The organism is Streptomyces sp. NPDC052301, assembly GCF_044593395.1.
Lineage (GTDB): Bacteria > Actinomycetota > Actinomycetes > Streptomycetales > Streptomycetaceae > Streptomyces.
This window is the reverse complement of the sequence record NZ_JBIUBE010000001.1, coordinates 712,295-732,357: the sequence shown is the minus strand read 5'-3', so window position 1 is coordinate 732,357 and position 20,063 is coordinate 712,295. Positions and strand designations below refer to the sequence as shown.

The 20,063-nt window shown below is 71.5% G+C and carries 19 protein-coding genes; 16 read left to right on the top strand and 3 right to left on the bottom strand.

What is annotated here, in order from left to right; all coding sequences use genetic code 11:
- Position 1: 1 nt before the first annotated feature.
- The 3 genes from idi to galE all read right to left on the bottom strand — a co-directional run bounded on the left by idi (position 2) and on the right by galE (position 2,866).
- The gene (gene idi, locus ACIHEJ_RS03100) at positions 2-595 is read right to left on the bottom strand and encodes an isopentenyl-diphosphate Delta-isomerase (protein WP_400131558.1); all 594 of its coding nucleotides are present in this window, start codon (positions 593-595) and stop codon (positions 2-4) included.
- A 223-nt stretch (positions 596-818) separates the two neighbouring features.
- Entirely contained in the window at positions 819-1,760 is a 942-nt protein-coding gene (locus tag ACIHEJ_RS03095; RefSeq protein WP_400131556.1) for a cation diffusion facilitator family transporter, read from the bottom strand.
- 134 nt (positions 1,761-1,894) lie between these two features.
- Positions 1,895-2,866: a UDP-glucose 4-epimerase GalE gene (galE, locus tag ACIHEJ_RS03090; RefSeq protein WP_400131554.1), complete on the bottom strand. Its 972-nt coding sequence runs from the start codon at positions 2,864-2,866 to the stop codon at positions 1,895-1,897.
- A 265-nt stretch (positions 2,867-3,131) separates the two neighbouring features.
- Here galE and ACIHEJ_RS03085 point away from each other — a divergent pair, with 265 nt between their 5' ends.
- The 16 genes from ACIHEJ_RS03085 (at position 3,132) to ispG (ending at position 20,030) form a co-directional block, all read left to right on the top strand.
- On the top strand, positions 3,132-4,955 hold the full coding sequence (locus ACIHEJ_RS03085; RefSeq protein ID WP_400131552.1) for a DUF5941 domain-containing protein: 1,824 nt from the start codon (positions 3,132-3,134) through the stop codon (positions 4,953-4,955).
- The gene (locus tag ACIHEJ_RS03080) at positions 4,952-5,704 is read left to right on the top strand and encodes a sugar phosphate nucleotidyltransferase (protein WP_400131550.1); all 753 of its coding nucleotides are present in this window, start codon (positions 4,952-4,954) and stop codon (positions 5,702-5,704) included. The genes ACIHEJ_RS03085 and ACIHEJ_RS03080 overlap by 4 nt, the downstream gene beginning before the upstream one ends.
- Positions 5,692-6,753 (top strand): iron-containing alcohol dehydrogenase family protein, encoded by a 1,062-nt coding sequence (locus tag ACIHEJ_RS03075; RefSeq protein WP_400131548.1) that lies wholly within the window; start codon positions 5,692-5,694, stop codon positions 6,751-6,753. The genes ACIHEJ_RS03080 and ACIHEJ_RS03075 overlap by 13 nt, the downstream gene beginning before the upstream one ends.
- Positions 6,731-7,510 carry a CDP-alcohol phosphatidyltransferase family protein gene (locus ACIHEJ_RS03070; protein WP_400131546.1) on the top strand — a complete coding sequence of 260 codons (780 nt, stop codon included), beginning with the start codon at positions 6,731-6,733 and terminating at the stop codon, positions 7,508-7,510. Before ACIHEJ_RS03075 ends, ACIHEJ_RS03070 begins: the two co-directional genes overlap by 23 nt.
- Before the next feature lie 5 nt (positions 7,511-7,515).
- Positions 7,516-8,388 carry a glycosyltransferase family 2 protein gene (locus ACIHEJ_RS03065; RefSeq protein ID WP_400131813.1) on the top strand — a complete coding sequence of 291 codons (873 nt, stop codon included), beginning with the start codon at positions 7,516-7,518 and terminating at the stop codon, positions 8,386-8,388.
- 56 nt (positions 8,389-8,444) lie between these two features.
- A complete protein-coding gene (locus ACIHEJ_RS03060; protein ID WP_400131544.1) occupies positions 8,445-9,374 on the top strand; it encodes an ABC transporter permease in 930 nt (309 codons plus the stop codon).
- Positions 9,367-10,167, top strand: coding sequence for an ABC transporter ATP-binding protein (locus ACIHEJ_RS03055; protein ID WP_400131542.1), 801 nt, complete (start codon positions 9,367-9,369; stop codon positions 10,165-10,167). Before ACIHEJ_RS03060 ends, ACIHEJ_RS03055 begins: the two co-directional genes overlap by 8 nt.
- 360 nt (positions 10,168-10,527) lie before the next feature.
- A complete protein-coding gene (gene hpnC, locus ACIHEJ_RS03050) occupies positions 10,528-11,424 on the top strand; it encodes a squalene synthase HpnC (protein ID WP_400131540.1) in 897 nt (298 codons plus the stop codon).
- The gene (hpnD, locus tag ACIHEJ_RS03045) at positions 11,421-12,383 is read left to right on the top strand and encodes a presqualene diphosphate synthase HpnD (protein ID WP_400131537.1); all 963 of its coding nucleotides are present in this window, start codon (positions 11,421-11,423) and stop codon (positions 12,381-12,383) included. Before hpnC ends, hpnD begins: the two co-directional genes overlap by 4 nt.
- Positions 12,383-12,511, top strand: coding sequence for a DUF6380 family protein (locus tag ACIHEJ_RS03040; RefSeq protein WP_400131536.1), 129 nt, complete (start codon positions 12,383-12,385; stop codon positions 12,509-12,511). Before hpnD ends, ACIHEJ_RS03040 begins: the two co-directional genes overlap by 1 nt.
- Positions 12,508-13,935, top strand: a complete 1,428-nt coding sequence (hpnE, locus tag ACIHEJ_RS03035; protein WP_400131534.1) for a hydroxysqualene dehydroxylase HpnE — start codon at positions 12,508-12,510, stop codon at positions 13,933-13,935. Before ACIHEJ_RS03040 ends, hpnE begins: the two co-directional genes overlap by 4 nt.
- The gene (locus tag ACIHEJ_RS03030; protein WP_400131532.1) at positions 13,935-15,071 is read left to right on the top strand and encodes a polyprenyl synthetase family protein; all 1,137 of its coding nucleotides are present in this window, start codon (positions 13,935-13,937) and stop codon (positions 15,069-15,071) included. The genes hpnE and ACIHEJ_RS03030 overlap by 1 nt, the downstream gene beginning before the upstream one ends.
- Before the next feature lie 119 nt (positions 15,072-15,190).
- Complete coding sequence (gene shc / locus ACIHEJ_RS03025; RefSeq protein WP_400131530.1) at positions 15,191-17,239, top strand: squalene--hopene cyclase; 2,049 nt, start codon at positions 15,191-15,193, stop codon at positions 17,237-17,239.
- Between the two features lies 1 nt (position 17,240).
- Positions 17,241-17,882, top strand: coding sequence for a 1-hydroxy-2-methyl-2-butenyl 4-diphosphate reductase (locus ACIHEJ_RS03020; protein WP_400131528.1), 642 nt, complete (start codon positions 17,241-17,243; stop codon positions 17,880-17,882).
- A 5-nt stretch (positions 17,883-17,887) separates the two neighbouring features.
- Complete coding sequence (gene hpnH, locus ACIHEJ_RS03015; protein WP_400131526.1) at positions 17,888-18,910, top strand: adenosyl-hopene transferase HpnH; 1,023 nt, start codon at positions 17,888-17,890, stop codon at positions 18,908-18,910.
- 4 nt (positions 18,911-18,914) lie between these two features.
- Entirely contained in the window at positions 18,915-20,030 is a 1,116-nt protein-coding gene (ispG, locus tag ACIHEJ_RS03010) for a flavodoxin-dependent (E)-4-hydroxy-3-methylbut-2-enyl-diphosphate synthase (protein ID WP_400131524.1), read from the top strand.
- Positions 20,031-20,063 lie beyond the last annotated feature (33 nt).

The following is a 20,063-nucleotide window of genomic DNA, read 5'->3' as shown; positions in this document are numbered from 1 at the left end:
CTCACCAGCCCGCGGACGGGCCCGCCAGCTCCCTGATCGCCGGACGGGCCGCGTCCAGCACGGTCATGAACCAGGCCGAGAACGGGTCCCGCGCGTGCCGCTGCGCCAGCTCGGCCGCCGTCACGAACGCGGTCGAGGCGACCTCGTGGTCGTCCGGCGCGAGCGGCGCCTGCACCAGGCCGACGAACAGGTGGTTGTACTCCTGCTCCACCAGGCCCGAGGCAGGGTCCGGGTGGTTGTAGCGGACGGTCCCCGCCTCGGCCAGCAGCGACGGCGACACACCCAGCTCCTCGTACGTCCGCCGGGCCGCCGCCGCGAACGGCGCCTCGCCGGGGTACGGGTGACCGCAGCAGGTGTTGGACCAGACGCCGGGGGAGTGGTATTTGCCGAGCGCGCGCTGCTGGAGCAGCAGCCGGCCCTGCTCGTCGAAGAGGAACACCGAGAACGCGCGGTGCAGCTGTCCCGGCGGCTGGTGGGCGGCGAGCTTCTCCGCCGTGCCGATCGTCACACCCTTCTCGTCGACCAGTTCCAGCAAAATCGCCTCTGCGGTGCCCTCCGACGAGCTGTGCGTCGCGGTGGCAGGTGTGATCGGCATACCCATCCTTCGCCTCGGTCTTCGCACCCCAAGTCTGCCGTACGAATCCGGCACTCCCGGCACTTCCCGGCACGTCCGCGCGCGGCGCGGCACCGGAAGTCGGACCCGGTAGATCATCGTGCCCGGCCGGTGGATCACGGAATCGTCCAGGGCGGGTGTCGAACAGCTGTCCGGGCCTACAGGGGTGCGGTCGACAGGTGCGCGGCCGGCAGCCGCGCGGCCGTCAGTGGCACAGCCGCGCCTCGTGCTCCGCGTGTCCGCCCGGCTCCAGCTGGAACGTGCAGTGCTCGACGTCGAAGTGGTCGCCCAGACAGCCCTGCAGCTCGTGCAGCATCTTCTCGTGGCCGATGGCGTTCAGCACCTCCGAGCTGACCACCACGTGCGCCGACAGCACGGGCATGCCGGAGGTGATCGTCCAGGCGTGCAGGTCGTGGACGTCCTCCACGCCGTCCAGCGCCAGGATGTGCGCCCGTACCTCCGCCATGTCGACGTTCTTGGGGGCCGCCTCCAGCAGCACGTCCAGCGTCTCGCGCAGCAGCTTCAGCGTCCTCGGCACGATCATGAGGCCGATGACCAGCGAGGCGACCGGGTCGGCGGCCTGCCAGCCGGTGGTCAGGATCACCGCGGCGGAGAGCAGCACCGCGACCGAGCCCAGCGCGTCCGCGGCCACCTCCAGGAAGGCGCCGCGCACGTTCAGGCTCTCCTTCTGCCCGCGCATCAGCAGGGTCAGCGAGACCGAGTTGCCGACCAGGCCGATCAGACCGAAGACGATCATCAGGCCGCCCCGGGTCTCCGCGGGCGTCATGAACCGCTGGACCGCCTCGTACAGGACGTATCCGCCGACCCCGAGCAGCAGCACACAGTTGGCCAGCGCGGCCAGGATCTCGGCGCGGGCGTAGCCGAACGTGCGGTTGGCGCTCGGCGGCCGGTTCGCGAAGTGGATGGCGAGCAGCGCCATGCCGAGGCCCACCGCGTCGGTCGCCATGTGGGCCGCGTCCGCGATCAGCGCCAGTGAGTCCGCGAGCAGACCGCCGACGATCTCGGAGACCATGATCGTGAGCGTGATGCCCAGGGCGACGCGCAGCCGGCCCCGGTAGGCGGCCGCGGCCGTACCGGTGGGCGGGGCGTGGCTGTGCGCATGCCCGTGGTCGTGCCCTGCCCCCATGGCGAACCGCCTTCCCAGTGCCTTCGGAAGCCCCAGTGAACTACGGGCGGGGGGTATGGGGCAACGCGGCACTGAACACCGTTGTCATCTGCCCTGACCTGCGCAAACGATTCGCTGGTCAGGGCGGTGCGGGGTCACCGGGCGTGGTGCAGCTGCCAGCCCTGCCAGGCGGAGGCGACCATCTCGCGCACGTCGCGCCGGGCCCGCCAGTCCAGCGCCCGCGCGGCCTGCTCGGCCGAGGCGACCGCCCGCGGCGCGTCCCCAGGGCGGCGCCCCTCCACCACCGGCGCCCGGCGGTCCCCGGTGACCTCCCCGATGACGGAGATCAGCTCGCGCACCGAGACGCCCTCGCCCCGGCCGATGTTCAGTGTCAGGTCGCCGGTGAGGTCCCCGCCGGCGAGCCGCCGCGCCGCCGCGAGGTGGGCCTCGGCGAGATCGGCCACGTGGATGTAGTCCCGGACGCAGGTGCCGTCCGGCGTCGGATAGTCGGCGCCGAAGATCCGCGGGGCCTCGTCACGGGTGAGCCGGTCGAAGACCATCGGCACGATGTTGAACACGCCGGTGTCCGCGAGCTCCGGCGCCGCGGCGCCCGCCACGTTGAAGTAGCGCAGGCACACCGTGGAGATCCCGTGTGCCTTTCCGGCCGCCCGCACCAGCCACTCCCCGGCCAGCTTGGTCTCGCCGTAGGGGTTCACCGGCGCGCACGGGGTGTCCTCGGTGATCAGGTCCACGTCCGGGTTGCCGTACACGGCCGCCGACGAGGAGAACACCAGCCGGCGCACGCCCGCCGCGGCCATCGCGTCCAGGAGCGTGGCGAGCCCGCCGACGTTCTCCCGGTAGTAGCGGGTGGGCTGCGCCACGGACTCGGCGACCTGCTTGCGCGCCGCGAGGTGGACGACGCCCGTCACGCCGTGCTCCGCGCAGACCCGTCTCAGCAGCGCCCCGTCCAGCGCCGAGCCCCGGACCAGCGGTACCTGTGCCGGAAGCCGCCCGGGCACCCCGGCCGACAGGTCGTCCAGCGCCACCACGCTCTCCCCGGCGCCGGCCATGGCCCGTGCCACATGCGCCCCGATGTATCCGGCCCCGCCGGTGATCAGCCACGTCATGGTCGTCCACCCTATGCGGACCGGTGCGGTGTCCCGGATGCCCGGGTCTGCGCCGACGGGTTTGTGGGGCGGGCCCCGGATCCCCGATGATGATCGCGGCAAAGGCCGGGACAGTCCCCGTGGACCGGGCCGTGAACGGCCGGTGAACAAGGTCTCCCGCCCATCGGATAGCCTCTGCCGACATGCCGCCCGGGTGCCGCAGGCAGGGCGCCCCATCACGCACGAGACCGGCGCCCGCGCGCCGGCACCCAGGGAGTGAGTTCGGTTGCCGACCGCCATCGTCACCGGTCAGCCGGTCCCCGGATCGTCGCTCGAGAGCGATCTGCGGTCCCTCGGCTTCGACGTCCAGGTGGCCGCGGACGCCTCCGAGGCCGGGATCCGGCTCGCCGCCGCTCCCGCCGGCGACCGCGTGGCCCTGGTCGACGCCCGCTTCGTCGGCCACCCGCACGCCCTGCGCCTCGGCCTGACCGACCCGCGCTTCGCGCTGGCTGCCGTCCCCGGCGCCGTCACCGCCCAGCCGGCCGCCCGGCAGGCGCTCGGCCGGGCCCTGACCCGCGAGACCTCCGCGGGCGTCCGCACCGCGGGTGGGGGTGCCCCCGCGCGAGCGAAGCCGAGCGTGGGGGACGTGGACAGCCTCGCCGACCGCGTCGTCACCGCCCTCGACGACGAGGGCGCCGACGTGCACCGGCCCGTGCTGGGCAGCCTCGTCGCCGTCGTCCCCGCCGACCCGCAGGCCCGCAACGAGGCCCGGCAGGCCGTCGCCGCCGTCGACGACGAGGCCGTACGCCTGAAGTCGGCCGTGAAGTCCCGCGACGGGTTCTTCACCACGTTCTTCATCAGCCCGTACTCGCGCTACCTCGCCCGCTGGTGCGCCCGCCGGGGCCTCACCCCCAACCAGGTCACCACCGCGTCCCTGCTGACCGCCCTGATCGCGGCCGGCTGCGCGGCGACCGGCACCCGCGCCGGCTTCGTCGCCGCGGGTGTGCTGCTGATCGCCTCCTTCGTACTGGACTGCACGGACGGCCAGCTCGCCCGCTACGCGCTGAAGTACTCCACGCTCGGCGCCTGGCTCGACGCCACCTTCGACCGGGCCAAGGAGTACGCCTACTACGCGGGTCTCGCCCTCGGCGCGGCCCGTGGCGGCGACGACGTGTGGGCCCTGGCGCTGGGCGCGATGATCCTGCAGACCTGCCGGCACGTGGTCGACTTCTCCTTCAACGAGGCCAACCACGACGCCACCGCCAACACCAGCCCCACCGCCGCCCTCTCCGACAAGCTGGACAGCGTCGGCTGGACGGTGTGGGTGCGGCGCATGATCGTGCTGCCGATCGGCGAGCGCTGGGCGATGATCGCGGTCCTCACCGCGGCCACCACCCCGCGGATCACCTTCTACGTCCTGCTCATCGGCTGCGCCTTCGCCGCGACGTACACCACGGCGGGACGCGTGCTGCGGTCGGTGACGCGCAAGGCGCGGCGCACGGACCGGGCGGCGCAGGCGCTGGCCGACCTCGCCGACAACGGCCCGCTCGCCTCCCTCGTGGCCCGGACCAGCCGTGGCCGTCTCGGCTCCCCGCTGCTGGTGGCCCTGGGCGGCACGTTCGTCCTCGCGGTGTCCCTCTTCTCCGGCGTGACCTGGGCCCCGGTGGCCGGTGCCGTCGTCTACGCGGTCGCCGCGGGGCAGGCGCTGTACCGCCCGCTCAAGGGCGCCCTCGACTGGCTGGTCCCGCCGCTGTTCCGGGCCGCCGAGTACGGGACGGTCCTGGTCCTCGCGAGCGAAGCGGGGGTGAACGGCGCCCTTCCTGCGGCTTTCGGCCTGGTGGCGGCCGTCGCCTACCATCACTACGACACGGTGTACCGCATCCGCGGCAACGCCGGAGCGCCCCCGGCCCGGCTGGTCAGCGCCATCGGGGGGCAGGAGGGGCGGACACTGCTCGTCACCGTCCTGGCCGCGGCGCTCACCGCTTCGCAGTTCAAGGTCGCGCTCACGGCCCTCGCCGTGGCCGTCGCCCTGGTGGTGCTCGTCGAGAGCATCCGCTTCTGGGTGTCCGCAGGGGCGCCCGCCGTACACGACGAAGGAGAACCCGCATGATCGGCCTCGTGCTGGCGGCCGGCGCCGGACGGCGTCTGCGCCCCTACACCGACAGCCTGCCCAAGGCGCTGGTGCCGGTGGGGCCCGCGGGCATAGAGGACTCGATCACGGTGCTGGACCTGACCCTCGGCAACTTCGCCGAGATCGGGCTGACCGAGGTCGCGATCATCGTCGGCTACCGCAAGGAGGCCGTGTACGAGCGCAAGGCGGCCCTGGAGCAGAAGTACGGCCTGAAGCTCACCCTCATCGACAACGACAAGGCCGAGGAGTGGAACAACGCCTACTCCCTGTGGTGCGGCCGTGACGCCCTCAAGGACGGGGTGATCCTCGCCAACGGCGACACCGTCCACCCGGTCTCCGTCGAGAAGACGCTGCTCGCCGCGCGCGGCGAGGGCAGGCGGATCATCCTCGCCCTGGACACGGTGAAGAACCTGGCCGACGAGGAGATGAAGGTCGTCGTCGACCCCGAGAGGGGCATGACGAGGATCACCAAGCTGATGGACCCGGCCGAGGCCACCGGTGAGTACATCGGCGTCACCCTGATCGAGGGCGACGCCGCCCCGGAGCTGGCCGACGCGCTGAAGACGGTCTGGGAGACCGACCCGCAGCAGTTCTACGAGCACGGCTACCAGGAGCTGGTGAGCCGCGGCTTCCGCATCGACGTGGCGCCGATCGGCGACGTCGACTGGGTCGAGATCGACAATCACGACGATCTCGCCCGGGGACGGGAGATCGCGTGCCAGTACTGACCCGGCTCATCCCCTCGCCGGTCGTCGTGGACATCCGGCCGGGTGCCCTGGACGACCTGGCGTGCGTGCTCGCCGACGAGCGCATCTCGCAGTCCGGCCGGCTCGCCATCGCCGTCAGCGGCGGCTCGGGCGCCCGGCTGCGCGAGCGGATCGCCCCGACCCTGCCCGGCGCGAGCTGGTACGAGGTCGGCGGCGGCACCATCGACGACGCGGTCCGGCTGGCGGGCGACATAAAGGCCGGCCGTTACGACGCCGTCGTGGGCCTCGGCGGTGGCAAGATCATCGACTGCGCCAAGTTCGCGGCGGCCCGTGTCGGTCTGCCGCTGGTGGCCGTCGCCACCAACCTCGCGCACGACGGTCTGTGCTCGCCGGTCGCGACCCTCGACAACGACGCGGGCCGCGGCTCGTACGGCGTGCCGAATCCGATCGCGGTCGTCATCGACCTGAACGTGATCCGTGAGGCGCCCGTCCGCTTCGTGCGCTCCGGCATCGGCGACGCCATCTCCAACATCTCCGCGGTCGCGGACTGGGAGCTGGCCAACCGGGTCAACGGCGAGAAGATCGACGGCCTGGCCGCGGCCATGGCCCGGCAGGCCGGCGAGGCGGTGCTCCGGCACCCCGGCGGCGTCGGCGACGACGGCTTCCTGCAGGTGCTGGCCGAGGCCCTCGTCCTCACCGGTATCGCCATGTCGGTGTCGGGGGACTCCCGGCCGTCCTCCGGGGCGTGCCACGAGATCAACCACGCCTTCGACCTGCTCTACCCCAAGCGGGCCGCCGCCCACGGCGAGCAGTGCGGACTGGGCGCGGCCTTCGCGATGTACCTGCGCGGCGCACACGAGGAGTCGGCGTACATGGCCGAGGTGCTGCGCCGGCACGGGCTTCCGGTGCTGCCCGAGGAGATCGGCTTCACCGTGGACGAGTTCGTCCGCGCCGTGGAGTTCGCCCCCGAGACCCGCCCCGGCCGCTACACGATCATCGAACACCTCGACCTCAAGACGAACCAGATCAAGGACACCTACGCCGACTATGTCAAGGCCATCGGTAGCTGAACTCCGTCCGGTCGTCCACCCCGCGGGGGTGAAGGACCGGCGCAGCGGTGAGCACTGGATGGGACGCCTCTACATGCGTGAGGTGTCCCTGCGGGTCGACCGCTACCTGGTGAACACCAGGGTCACACCCAACCAGCTCACGTACCTGATGACCGTCTTCGGCGTGCTCGCGGCCCCGGCGCTCCTGGTGCCGGGGATCTGGGGCGCCGTGCTCGGCGTGGTGTGCGTCCAGATGTACCTGCTGCTGGACTGCGTCGACGGCGAGATCGCGCGCTGGAAGAAGCAGTACTCGCTGAACGGCGTCTACCTGGACCGCGTCGGCGCCTATCTGACCGACGCGGCCGTCCTGACCGGCCTCGGCCTGCGCGCCGCCGATCTGTGGGGCAGCGGCCGTGTCGACTGGCTGTGGGCCTTCCTGGGCACCCTCGCCGCGCTCGGCGCGATCCTCATCAAGGCCGAGACCGACCTGGTCGGTGTCGCCCGGCACCAGGCCGGCAAGCCGCCGGTCAAGGAGGCCGCCGCCGAGATGCGTACCTCCGGCATGGCGCTGGCCCGCCGGGCCGCCGCCGCCCTCAAGTTCCACCGGCTGATCCTCGGCATCGAGGCCTCGCTGCTCGTCCTGGTCCTCGCCGTCGTGGACCAGGTCCGCGGCGACCTGTTCTTCACCCGTCTCGGCACCGCCGTCCTGGCGGGCATCGCCCTGCTGCAGACCCTGCTGCACCTGGTGTCGATCCTCGCCTCCAGCAGGCTGAAGTGAGTGCCGTGAAGGTCGGCGCCGTCATCATCACCATGGGCAACCGGCCCGAGGAGCTGCGGGCCCTGCTCGACTCGGTCGCCAAGCAGGACGGCGACCCGGTCGAGGTGGTCGTCGTCGGCAACGGCTCACCCGTCCCGGACGTCCCCGACGGCGTGCGCACGATCGAGCTGCCCGAGAACCTGGGCATCCCCGGCGGGCGCAACGTCGGCATCGAGGCCTTCGGGCCCGGCGGCCGGGATGTCGACATATTGCTGTTCCTGGACGACGACGGCCTGCTCGCCCGCCACGACACCGCCCGGCTGTGCCGCGAGGCGTTCGAGGCGGACCCGGAGCTCGGCATCGTCAGTTTCCGCATCGCCGACCCGGAGACCGGCGAGACACAGCGCCGGCACGTGCCCCGGCTGCGCGCCTCCGACCCGATGCGCTCCTCGCGGGTCACCACCTTCCTGGGCGGCGCGAACGCCGTCCGCACCCAGGTCTTCGCCGAGGTCGGCGGCCTGCCGGACGCATTCTTCTACGCCCACGAGGAGACCGACCTCGCCTGGCGGGCCCTGGACGCCGGCTGGATGATCGACTACCGGTCCGACATGGTGCTGTACCACCCGACGACAGCGCCCTCGCGCCACGCGGTCTACCACCGCATGGTCGCCCGCAACCGGGTCTGGCTGGCCCGCCGCAACCTCCCCGCCCCCCTGGTCCCCGTCTACCTCGGGGTCTGGATGCTGCTCACCCTGCTCCGCCGCCCCTCCGGGCCGGCGCTGAAGGCCTGGTTCGGCGGCTTCCGGGAGGGCTGGGCCACGCCGTGCGGCCCCCGGCGCCCGATGCGCTGGCGCACGGTGTGGCGGCTGACCCGACTGGGCCGCCCCCCGGTGATCTGAGAAGCTTCTTACCTGTAGAGCAAGCTTCTTACCCGAGAGAGTCCGGATTTCCACTCGTGAGTCACACAACGCATGACGGCGGTGTCGCGGTGAGCGCGATAGCGTCGCCCGACGAGGGACTGTCGGCGGCGCAGCTCGCCGACAAGTACGGGCTCGCCGTGAGCGGCGCCCGTCCCTCGCTCGCCGAGTACATCCGTCAGCTGTGGGGGCGGCGCCACTTCATCCTCGCGTTCTCCCAGGCGAAGCTGACCGCCCAGTACAGCCAGGCCAAGCTGGGCCAGCTCTGGCAGGTGGCCACCCCGCTGCTGAACGCGGGCGTGTACTACTTCATCTTCGGCGTGATCCTGCACGCGAGCCGCGGCCTGTCCCAGGACGTGTACATCCCGTTCCTGGTCACGGGTGTGTTCGTGTTCACCTTCACGCAGAGCTCGGTCATGTCCGGCGTCCGTGCGATCTCCGGCAACCTGGGCCTGGTGCGCGCCCTGCACTTCCCGCGTGCCTCGCTGCCCGTCTCCTTCTCGCTGCAGCAGCTGCAGCAGCTGCTCTTCTCGATGATCGTGATGTTCGTCGTGGCGATCGGCTTCGGCAGCTATCCGAGCCTGTCCTGGCTGCTGATCGTGCCGGTCCTGCTGCTGCAGTTCCTGTTCAACACCGGGCTCGCGCTGATCGTGGCCCGCATGGGCGCCAAGACGCCGGACCTCGCCCAGCTGATGCCGTTCATCCTGCGCACCTGGATGTACACCTCCGGTGTCATGTTCTCCATCAACAAGATGATGGAGGGCCGCTCGGAGATCGCGGTCCGGCTGCTGCAGGTCAACCCGGCCGCGGTGTACATGGACCTGATGCGCTACGCGCTGATCGACGGCTACGGTGCCTCGAACCTGCCGCCGCACGTGTGGGCGATCGCGCTGTTCTGGGCCGTGGTCGTCTTCGCCGGTGGGTTCGTGTACTTCTGGAAGGCGGAGGAGAGGTACGGCCGTGGCTGAGCAGAACAACGGACAGGACTCCGGCGAGCGCCGCCCCACCGTCATCGCGGACGGCCTGCACATCGTCTACCGGGTCAACGGGGCCAGGACCGGCAAGGGCAGCGCGACGGCCGCGCTGAGCCGGATCGTCAGGCGCGGCTCCGACGACGCGGCACGCGGGGTGCGCAAGGTGCACGCCGTGCGCGGGGTGTCCTTCGTCGCCTACCGCGGCGAGGCGATCGGCCTGATCGGCTCCAACGGATCCGGCAAGTCCACCCTGCTGCGCGCCATCGCCGGCCTGCTCCCGGCGGAGGAGGGCAAGGTCTACACCGACGGCCAGCCCTCGCTGCTCGGTGTGAACGCGGCCCTGATGAACGATCTGACCGGCGAACGCAACGTCATCCTGGGCGGACTCGCCATGGGCATGTCCCGGGAGCAGATCAGGGAGCGGTACCAGGACATCGTCGACTTCTCGGGGATCAACGAGAAGGGCGACTTCATCACCCTTCCGATGCGCACCTACTCCTCCGGCATGGCGGCCCGGCTGCGGTTCTCCATCGCCGCCGCCAAGGACCACGACGTCCTCATGATCGACGAGGCGCTGGCCACCGGTGACCGCAAGTTCCAGAAACGTTCCGAGGAACGCATCCGGGAACTGCGCAAGGAAGCGGGCACGGTGTTTCTGGTCAGCCACAACAACAAGTCGATCCGCGACACCTGCAACCGCGTGCTCTGGCTGGAACGCGGAGAACTGCGCATGGACGGACCGACCGAAGAGGTTTTGAAGGAGTACGAGAAGTTCACGGGCAAGTAGCCCGTTTCGGCCAGGGCCCCGCCGTCGACCGACCGGCGGGGCCCTGCGTCTGCAAAGGAAGCGTCAACTCCGGCGAACGTAAGGAATCTTGACGCCAATCGGTGTGTTGTTGTGATGTGCAGGACACCCCCTCGGACCACGCTGCGTTGTACAACGTAAGCTGTACCGGTGCCGGAAAGCGGCAAGTGGGTCGATAATGCGCGACACCCTAGGCCAGGGCGGCCCCGCGGATTACCGGGCGGCGTGTCCGAAATAGTGTGTATTGGTTCGGCAGTGTAGAACGGGAGATGTGACGGCAATGGCTACGGAAACTCCCCAGCTCAACGCAGCATGTGCCGTCCCCGCCCCGGGCAGCGCCCGATGACGGCCACCGAGACGGCGCCCGGTCCGGAACGCGCCACCCTCGACAAGGCCGCGAGCGAGAACTTCCCCGTGGCCCCCTTCTTCCTCCCCCGGGCCTGGCGCGACGACCTCATGGCCGTCTACGGCTTCGCCCGTCTCGTCGACGACATCGGCGACGGCGACCTCGCGCCCGGCGGCGCCGACGCCCGCCTGCTCGGTGTGTCACCGGCCGAGGCCGAGGACCGGCTCGTCCTCCTCGACGCCTACGAGGCCGACCTGCGCCGCGTCTTCGACGGCACCCCGCGCCACCCCCTGCTGCGCCGCCTGCAGCCCACCGTCCGCCGCCGCTCGCTCACCCCGGAGCCGTTCCTCGGTCTCATCGCCGCCAACCGCCAGGACCAGCTGGTCACCCGGTACGAGACCTACGACGACCTCCTCGCCTACTGCGCACTGTCCGCCAACCCCGTCGGCCGCCTCGTCCTCGCCGTCACCGGCACCTCGACCCCCGAACGGATCCGCCTGTCCGACGCGATCTGCACCGCGCTGCAGATCGTGGAACACCTCCAGGACGTCGCCGAGGACCTCGACCGCGACCGCATCTACCTGCCGGCCGAGGACATGAAGCGGTTCCACGTCCAGGAAACGGATCTTGGCGCAAAAACCGCGGGCGCATCGGTGCGCGCCCTGGTTGCATACGAAGCGCAACGCGCCCGCGATCTGCTGAATGAAGGCGCCCCCCTGGTGGGTAGCGTCCACGGCAGGTTGAAGCTGCTGCTCGCAGGGTTCGTGGCGGGGGGAAGGGCGGCGATCCGGGCGATCGCCGCCGCCGAATACGACGTACTTCCCGGCCCGCCCCGACCCGGCAAGGTCCAGTTGCTGCGTGAGGCGGGCGTGATCCTGCGAGGAGAGGGGTGATCCGGACCGTGGATTCTCCGTCGCACGTGTCCGCACCGGTACTCGCCGCCTACAGCTACTGCGAGACCGTCACGGGGCAGCAGGCCCGGAACTTCGCGTACGGCATCCGGCTGCTGCCGGCGCCCAAGCGCCGCGCCATGTCGGCGCTGTACGCGTTCTCCCGGCGCGTGGACGACATCGGCGACGGCGATCTGGCCGACGACGTCAAGCTGACGCGGCTGGAGGACACCAGGGCGCTGCTCGCCCGGATCCAGGAGGGACAGGTCGAGGAGGACGACACCGACCCGGTCGCCGTCGCCCTCGCCCACGCCGCCCGTGCCTTCCCGATCCCGCTCGGCGGGCTGGAGGAGCTGATCGACGGCGTCCAGATGGACGTCCGCGGCGAGACCTACGAGACCTGGGACGACCTGAAGGTCTACTGCCGGTGTGTCGCCGGTGCCATCGGACGCCTCTCGCTCGGCGTCTTCGGCACCGAACCGGGAGCGCGCGGCGCCGAGCGCGCGTCCGAGTACGCCGACACACTGGGCCTGGCCCTGCAGCTCACCAACATCCTCCGGGACGTCCGCGAGGACGCCGCCGGCGGCCGTACCTACCTGCCCGCCGACGACCTGGCCAAGTTCGGCTGCTCGGCCGGGTTCGACGGGCCGACCCCGCCGGAGGGCTCCGACTTCGCGGGGCTCGTGCACTTCGAGGTGCGGCGGGCCCGGGCCCTGTTCGCCGAGGGCTACCGGCTGCTGCCCATGCTCGACCGGCGCAGCGGCGCGTGCGTGGCCGCCATGGCCGGCATCTACCGCCGGCTGCTGGACCGCATCGAGCGCGACCCGGAAGCCGTGCTGCGCGGCCGGGTCTCCCTGCCGGGACGCGAGAAGGCCTACGTCGCCGTGCGTGGCCTGTCCGGTCTCGACACCCGGCACGTGACCCGTCATGTCGCGCCGCGGTCCGTCCGGAGGCGCGCCTGATGGACCTCACCGAACCAGGAGCCCTGCGGCAGGCAACCCTCCGCCACGGCGTGGCGTCCCTGACTGCGACGGCTGGGCGTGCACCGTTCAACCAGCACGCTCGGCACGCACGGAAGGACGCACGATGAGCGACGGCCCGCGCCCCGCACCGGCGCGCGCGCACACCCCGGTCAGGGCAGGCCGCAGCGTGGTCGTGGTCGGCGGCGGGCTCGCCGGCATCACCGCGGCGCTCGCCCTCGCCGACGCGGGCGTGCACGTCACGCTGCTCGAAGGCAGGCCCAGGCTGGGCGGCCTCGCCTTCTCCTTCCGGCGCGGCGAGTTGACCGTCGACAACGGCCAGCACGTGTACCTGCGCTGCTGCACCGCCTACCGCTGGTTCCTCGACCGGATCGAGGGTGCGGCGCTGGCACCGCTGCAGGACCGCCTGGACGTGCCCGTCGTCGACGTCGCCAAGCCCGAGGGCAGGCGGCTCGGCAGGCTGCGGCGCGACCCGCTGCCCGTCCCCCTGCATCTGGGGCGCAGCATGGCCGCCTATCCGCACCTCTCGCTCGCCGAGCGCGCCGCGGTCGGGCGGGCCGCGCTCGCGCTGAAGGGGCTCGACCTCGCCGATCCGGCCCTGGACGCCCAGGACTTCGGCAGCTGGCTGGCCGCGCACGGCCAGTCGGCGCGCGCCGTCGAGGCCCTGTGGGACCTGGTCGGGGTCGCCACCCTCAACGCGGTCGCGGGCGACGCCTCGCTGGGGCTCGCCGCGATGGTGTTCAAGACCGGTCTGCTGTCCGACCCGGGAGCGGCCGACATCGGCTGGGCCCGCGTCCCGCTGGGCGAACTGCACGACCGGCTGGCCCGCAAGGCGCTCGACTCCGCGGGCGTGCGTACCGAGGTCCGTACACGCGTCACCTCCGTCTCTGTAAACGAGAACGGGACCTGGAGCGTTCAGGTTCCCGGCGAGACGCTCCGAGCCGACGCGGTCGTCCTCGCCGTGCCCCAGCGCGAGACGTACGACCTGCTGCCGTCCGGCGCCCTCGACGCCCCCGAGCAGCTGCTCGGGATCGGTACGGCCCCCATCCTCAACGTGCACGTCGTCTACGACCGCAAGGTGCTGGCCCGGCCCTTCTTCGCCGCCCTCGGCACCCCCGTGCAGTGGGTCTTCGACCGCACCGACGCCTCCGGACTGACCAGGGGTCAGTACCTGGCGCTGTCCCAGTCCGCCGCGCAGGACGACATCGACCTGCCGGTCGCCGATCTCCGGGCGCGGTACCTCCCGGAGCTGGAGCGGCTGATCCCGGGTACGCGCGGCGCCGTGGTGCGGGACTTCTTCGTGACCCGGGAGCGCACGGCCACGTTCGCCCCCACCCCCGGTGTCGGGCGTCTCAGGCCCGGCGCCCGCACCAAGGCCCCCGGCCTGTACCTGGCCGGAGCGTGGACCGCCACCGGGTGGCCCGCGACCATGGAAAGTGCGGTCCGCAGTGGAGTGAGCGCGGCCGACGCCGTGCTGAGCACCCTGGGCCGGCCCCGCCCGGGCCACCTCTTCGCCTTCGAGGAGGCGGCCTGATGCTCGATCAGCAGCACGCGGCAGGCCCCCGCACCCCCGGTACCGCAACAAGAGGAGAGACTGTGCCCACTGTGCCCCCGGCCTCGACGCCCGCGCGAGAGACCGCGGTGGACGTCACCGCGCTGCTGGAGCGCGGCCGGACCCTGGCCACACCGGTCCTGCGTGCGGCCGTCGACCGGCTGGCTCCTCCCATGGACACCGTCGCGGCCTACCACTTCGGCTGGATCGACGCCCAGGGCAACCCGGCCGACGGCGACGGCGGCAAGGCCGTCCGTCCGGCGCTCGCCGTGCTCTCCGCCGAGGTCACCGGCGGCGCGCCCGAGGTGGGCGTCCCCGGTGCCGTCGCCGTCGAACTCGTGCACAACTTCTCGCTGCTGCACGACGACCTGATGGACGGTGACGAGCAGCGCCGGCACCGCGACACCGTCTGGAAGGTGCACGGTCCCGCCCAGGCCATCCTGGTCGGCGACGCCCTGTTCGCCCTCGCCAACGAGGTGCTGCTGGAGCTCGGCACGGTCGAGGCCGGACGCGCCACCCGCCGTCTGACCACCGCCACCCGCGCCCTGATCGACGGTCAGGCGCAGGACATCTCCTACGAGCACCGCGACCGCGTCAGCGTCGAGGAGTGCCTGGAGATGGAGGGCAACAAGACCGGCGCCCTGCTCGCCGCCTCCAGTTCCATCGGCGCGGTCCTCGGCGGCGCGGACGACGCCACCGCCGACGCGCTGGAGAAGTACGGCTACCACCTCGGCCTCGCCTTCCAGGCCGTCGACGACCTCCTCGGCATCTGGGGCGACCCGGACGCCACCGGCAAGCAGACCTGGAGCGACCTGCGCCAGCGCAAGAAGTCCCTGCCCGTCGTCGCCGCGCTGGCGGCCGGCGGGCCGGCCTCCGAGCGGCTCGGCGAGATCCTCGCCGCCGACGCCAAGAGCAGCGACTTCGAGAACTTCTCCGAGGAGGAGTTCGCGGCCCGCGCCGCCCTCATCGAGGAGGCGGGCGGCCGCGCGTGGACGGCCGAGGAGGCGCGCCGCCAGCACACCATCGCCATCGAAGCCCTCGACGCCGTCCGGATGCCCGACCCGGTCCGGGCCGCCTTCACGGCGCTCGCCGACTTCGTCGTCGTACGAAAGAGATGATCACTATCGGCTCGACAAGCCTCGCGTAGTCGCCGGCCGGTGTCGTACGCACGACGCGGACACCGGCCGACGGCGGACCCACAGCAGCACGACTCGCACGACTGCACGAAGGGGAAGCCATGACAGCGACGACCGACGGAAGCACCGGAGCGACCCTGCCGCCCCGGGCTGCCGCGGCCAGCGACACCACCCCCGAGGCGGCGGCCGGGGTACAGGAGGCCGCCGCACGCGCCGCGAGGCGCGCCACCGACTTCCTGCTCTCCCGGCAGGACGCCCAGGGCTGGTGGAAGGGCGACCTGGAGACGAACGTCACCATGGACGCCGAGGACCTGCTGCTCCGTCAGTTCCTGGGCATCGGGGACGACACGACCACACTGGCCGCCGCGAAGTTCATCCGCGGCGAGCAGCGCGAGGACGGCACCTGGGCCACGTTCTACGGTGGGCCCGGCGAACTGTCCACCACCGTCGAGGCGTACGTCGCCCTCCGGCTGGCCGGCGACGCGCCCGACGCCCCGCACATGGCGAAGGCCTCGGCCTGGATCCGTGAGCGCGGCGGCATCGCGGCCTCCCGGGTGTTCACCCGGATCTGGCTCGCCCTGTTCGGCTGGTGGAAGTGGGAGGACCTGCCCGAACTCCCGCCGGAACTCATCTGGTTCCCGACCTGGATGCCGCTCAACATCTACGACTTCGGGTGCTGGGCCCGCCAGACCATCGTGCCGCTGACCATCGTCTCGGCCAAGCGTCCGGTCCGCCCCGCACCCTTCCCGCTGGACGAGTTGCACACCGACCCGGCGAACCCCAACCCGTCCAGGCCCCTCGCCCCCGTGGCGAGTTGGGACGGTGCCTTCCAGCGGCTGGACAAGGCGTTGCACCGGTACCGCAAGGTCGCCCCGCGCCGACTGCGCGAGGCCGCGATGAACTCGGCCGCCCGCTGGATCATCGAGCGGCAGGAGAACGACGGCTGCTGGGGCGGCATCCAGCCGCCCGCCGTGTACTCGGTCATCGCCCTGTACCTGCTCGGCTACGACCTCGAGCACCCGGTGATGCGCGAGGGCCTCGCCTCGCTGGACCGTTTCGCCGTCTGGCGCGAGGACGGCGCCCGGATGATCGAGGCCTGCCAGTCCCCGGTGTGGGACACCTGCCTCGCCACCATCGCGCTCGCCGACGCCGGACTGCCCGTCGACCATCCGCAACTGGTCAAGGCGGCCGACTGGATGCTCGGCGAGGAGATCGTCCGGCCCGGCGACTGGGCCGTACGGCGGCCCGGACTCCCGCCGGGAGGCTGGGCGTTCGAGTTCCACAACGACAACTACCCCGACATCGACGACACCGCCGAGGTCGCCCTCGCGCTGCGCCGGGTCCGCCACCACGACCCCGAGCGCGTGGACAACGCCATCGGGCGCGCGGTGCGCTGGAACCTCGGGATGCAGTCGAGGAACGGGGCGTGGGGCGCCTTCGACGTCGACAACACCAGCCCGTTCCCGAACCGGCTGCCGTTCTGCGACTTCGGCGAGGTCATCGACCCGCCGTCCGCGGACGTCACCGCGCACGTCGTGGAGATGCTCGCCGCCGAGGGCCTCGCCCACGATCCGCGCACCCGGCGCGGCATCGACTGGCTGCTCGCCGAACAGGAGCCGGACGGCTCCTGGTTCGGCCGCTGGGGCGTCAACTACGTCTACGGCACCGGGTCGGTGGTCCCGGCGCTGACCGCGGCCGGGCTGCCCGGCTCCCACCCGGCGATCCGGCGGGCCGTGACCTGGCTGGAGAGCGTGCAGAACGACGACGGCGGCTGGGGCGAGGACCTGCGCTCCTACAAGTACGTCAGGGAATGGAGCGGCCGGGGTGCCTCCACCGCCTCGCAGACCGCGTGGGCGCTGATGGCGCTGCTCGCGGCGGGGGAGAAGGACTCCAAGGCCGTGGAGCGCGGCATCCGGTGGCTGGCCGAGACCCAGCGGGAGGACGGCAGCTGGGACGAGCCGTACTTCACCGGTACCGGCTTCCCCTGGGACTTCTCCATCAATTACCACCTGTACCGGCAGGTCTTCCCGCTCACCGCGCTCGGCCGGTACCTGCACGGCGATCCCTTCGAGCGGAACCTGCTCGCCAAGGCCGGCACCGCGTCCGCGCAGACCGGCCCGCGGGCCGTCCCGCAGGCCACGGGGAGCTGACTTGAGCGACCAGCCCGCCGCCACCCCGCTGCTGATCGCCTGCGCGCTCGGCATCGAGCACCTCGCCCTGCGCACCGGCGACCGGAGCGGGGCAGACGGGCCGTACACCGTCGTCCGTACGGGCATGGGGCCCCGGGCGGCGAAACGCTCCCTCACCGGCCGGCTGGCGGCCCCGGCCCTCGCCGGGGCCGCCGTCCTGGCCACCGGCTTCTGCGCCGGGCTCGCCCCCGGTATGCACCCCGGCGACCTGGTCGTCGCCGAGGAGACCCGGGACCCGCACGGGACCGTCCCGTGCGTGGGAACCGACCTGCTGGTCAAGGAACTCGTGCGCCTCCTGCCCTCACGCACGGTCCACACCGGCCCGCTCACCGGCTCCGACCGCGTCGTGCGGGGCCCTGAGCGGTCCGCTCTGCTCGCGACCGGCGCGATCGCGGTCGACATGGAGTCCGCGGCCACGCTCCTGACGGCCGTCCGCGCGGGCGGGCGCCCGGTGGCGGCCGTCCGGGTGGTCGTGGACGCTCCTGAACATGAACTCGTCCGGATCGGCACGGTGCGCGGTGGAATATCAGCTTTCCGCGTTCTTCGTTCCGTTCTTCCTGCATTTTTTGAATGGCACCGTTCTTTGCTGCTCCCCCGGAGGTGAGCCAGATGGCCATGCCGTTGCGTCAGTCCATCAAGGTCGCTACATACCTGGCCGAACAGAAGCTTCGCAGGCGGGACAAGTTTCCGCTCATCGTCGAGCTGGAACCGCTCTTCGCCTGCAACCTCAAGTGCGAGGGCTGCGGCAAGATCCAGCACCCGGCCGGTGTGCTCAAGCAGCGCATGCCGGTCGCCCAGGCCGTGGGCGCGGTGCTGGAGTCGGGCGCGCCGATGGTGTCCATCGCCGGCGGCGAACCGTTGATGCACCCTCAGATCGACGAGATCGTGCGCCAGTTGGTAGCCAAACGGAAGTATGTCTTCCTGTGCACCAACGCGATGCTGCTGCGCAAGAAGATCGACAAATTCAAGCCGTCGCCCTACTTCGCCTTCGCGGTGCACATCGACGGGCTGCGGGAGCGGCACGACGAGTCCGTGGCGAAGGAGGGGGTGTTCGACGAGGCGGTGGAGGCCATCAAGGAGGCCAAGCGGCGCGGGTTCCGGGTGACCACCAACTCCACCTTCTTCAACACCGACACCCCGCAGACCGTCATCGAGGTGCTCAACTTCCTCAACGACGACCTGAAGGTCGACGAGATGATGATCTCGCCCGCCTATGCCTACGAGAAGGCCCCCGACCAGGAGCACTTCCTCGGCGTGGAGCAGACCCGCGAGCTGTTCAGGAAGGCCTTCGCGGGCGGCAACCGCAGGAAGTGGCGCCTCAACCACTCCCCGCTCTTCCTGGACTTCCTGGAGGGCAAGGTCGACTTCCCGTGCACCGCGTGGGCGATCCCGAACTACTCGCTGTTCGGCTGGCAGCGCCCCTGCTACCTGATGAGCGACGGATACGTTCCGACGTACCGGGAACTCGTCGAGGAGACCGACTGGGACAAGTACGGCCGCGGCAAGGACCCGCGCTGCGCCAACTGCATGGCGCACTGCGGCTACGAGCCCACCGCCGTCCTCGCCACCATGGGCTCTCTGAAGGAGTCGCTGCGCGCCATGCGGGAGACCGTCTCGGGAAACCGGGAGTGAGGCGATGACCGCCGTTCCCCCGGGCGTTCCCGAGGTACCGGCCCGGCCGGTGGCGCCGCGGCGCGTGTCGCGGCGGATCCAGGTCGGGCCGGTGGCGGTCGGGGGCGGAGCCCCGGTGTCGGTGCAGTCGATGACCACGACCCGTACGTCCGACATCGGTGCCACCCTGCAGCAGATCGCGGAACTCACCGCGTCCGGCTGCCAGATCGTCCGTGTCGCCTGCCCCACCCAGGACGACGCCGATGCCCTCGCCACCATCGCCCGCAAGTCGCAGATCCCGGTCATCGCGGACATCCACTTCCAGCCCAAGTACGTCTTCGCGGCCATCGAGGCCGGCTGCGCGGCGGTCCGGGTGAACCCGGGCAACATCAAGCAGTTCGACGACAAGGTCAAGGAGATCGCGCGGGCCGCCAAGGAGCACGGCACCCCGATCCGCATCGGCGTCAACGCCGGCTCCCTCGACCGGCGCCTGCTGCAGAAGTACGGCAAGGCCACCCCGGAGGCGCTGGTCGAGTCCGCGCTGTGGGAGGCGTCCCTCTTCGAGGAGCACGACTTCCGGGACATCAAGATCTCCGTCAAGCACAACGACCCCGTCGTGATGATCGAGGCCTACCGGCAGCTCGGCGAGAGCTGCGAGTACCCGCTCCACCTCGGCGTCACGGAGGCCGGCCCGGCGTTCCAGGGCACCGTCAAGTCGGCCGTGGCCTTCGGCGCCCTGCTGAGCCAGGGCATCGGCGACACGATCCGGGTGTCGCTGAGCGCGCCGCCTGCGGAGGAGGTCAAGGTCGGCATCCAGATCCTGGAGTCCCTCGGCCTCAGGCAGCGGCGCCTGGAGATCGTCTCCTGCCCGTCCTGCGGCCGGGCGCAGGTGGACGTCTACAAGCTCGCCGACGAGGTCACCGCGGGGCTGGACGGCATGGAGGTGCCGCTCAGGGTGGCGGTGATGGGGTGTGTGGTCAACGGCCCGGGCGAGGCCCGTGAGGCCGACCTCGGAGTTGCCTCGGGCAACGGCAAGGGCCAGATCTTCGTCAAGGGCGAGGTCGTCAGGACCGTCCCCGAGTCCAGGATCGTGGAGACCCTCATCGAGGAGGCGCACAAACTCGCCGAGCAGACGAAGTGAGTTGGGGAACAGCACGGCACGGACGAGAGGGGG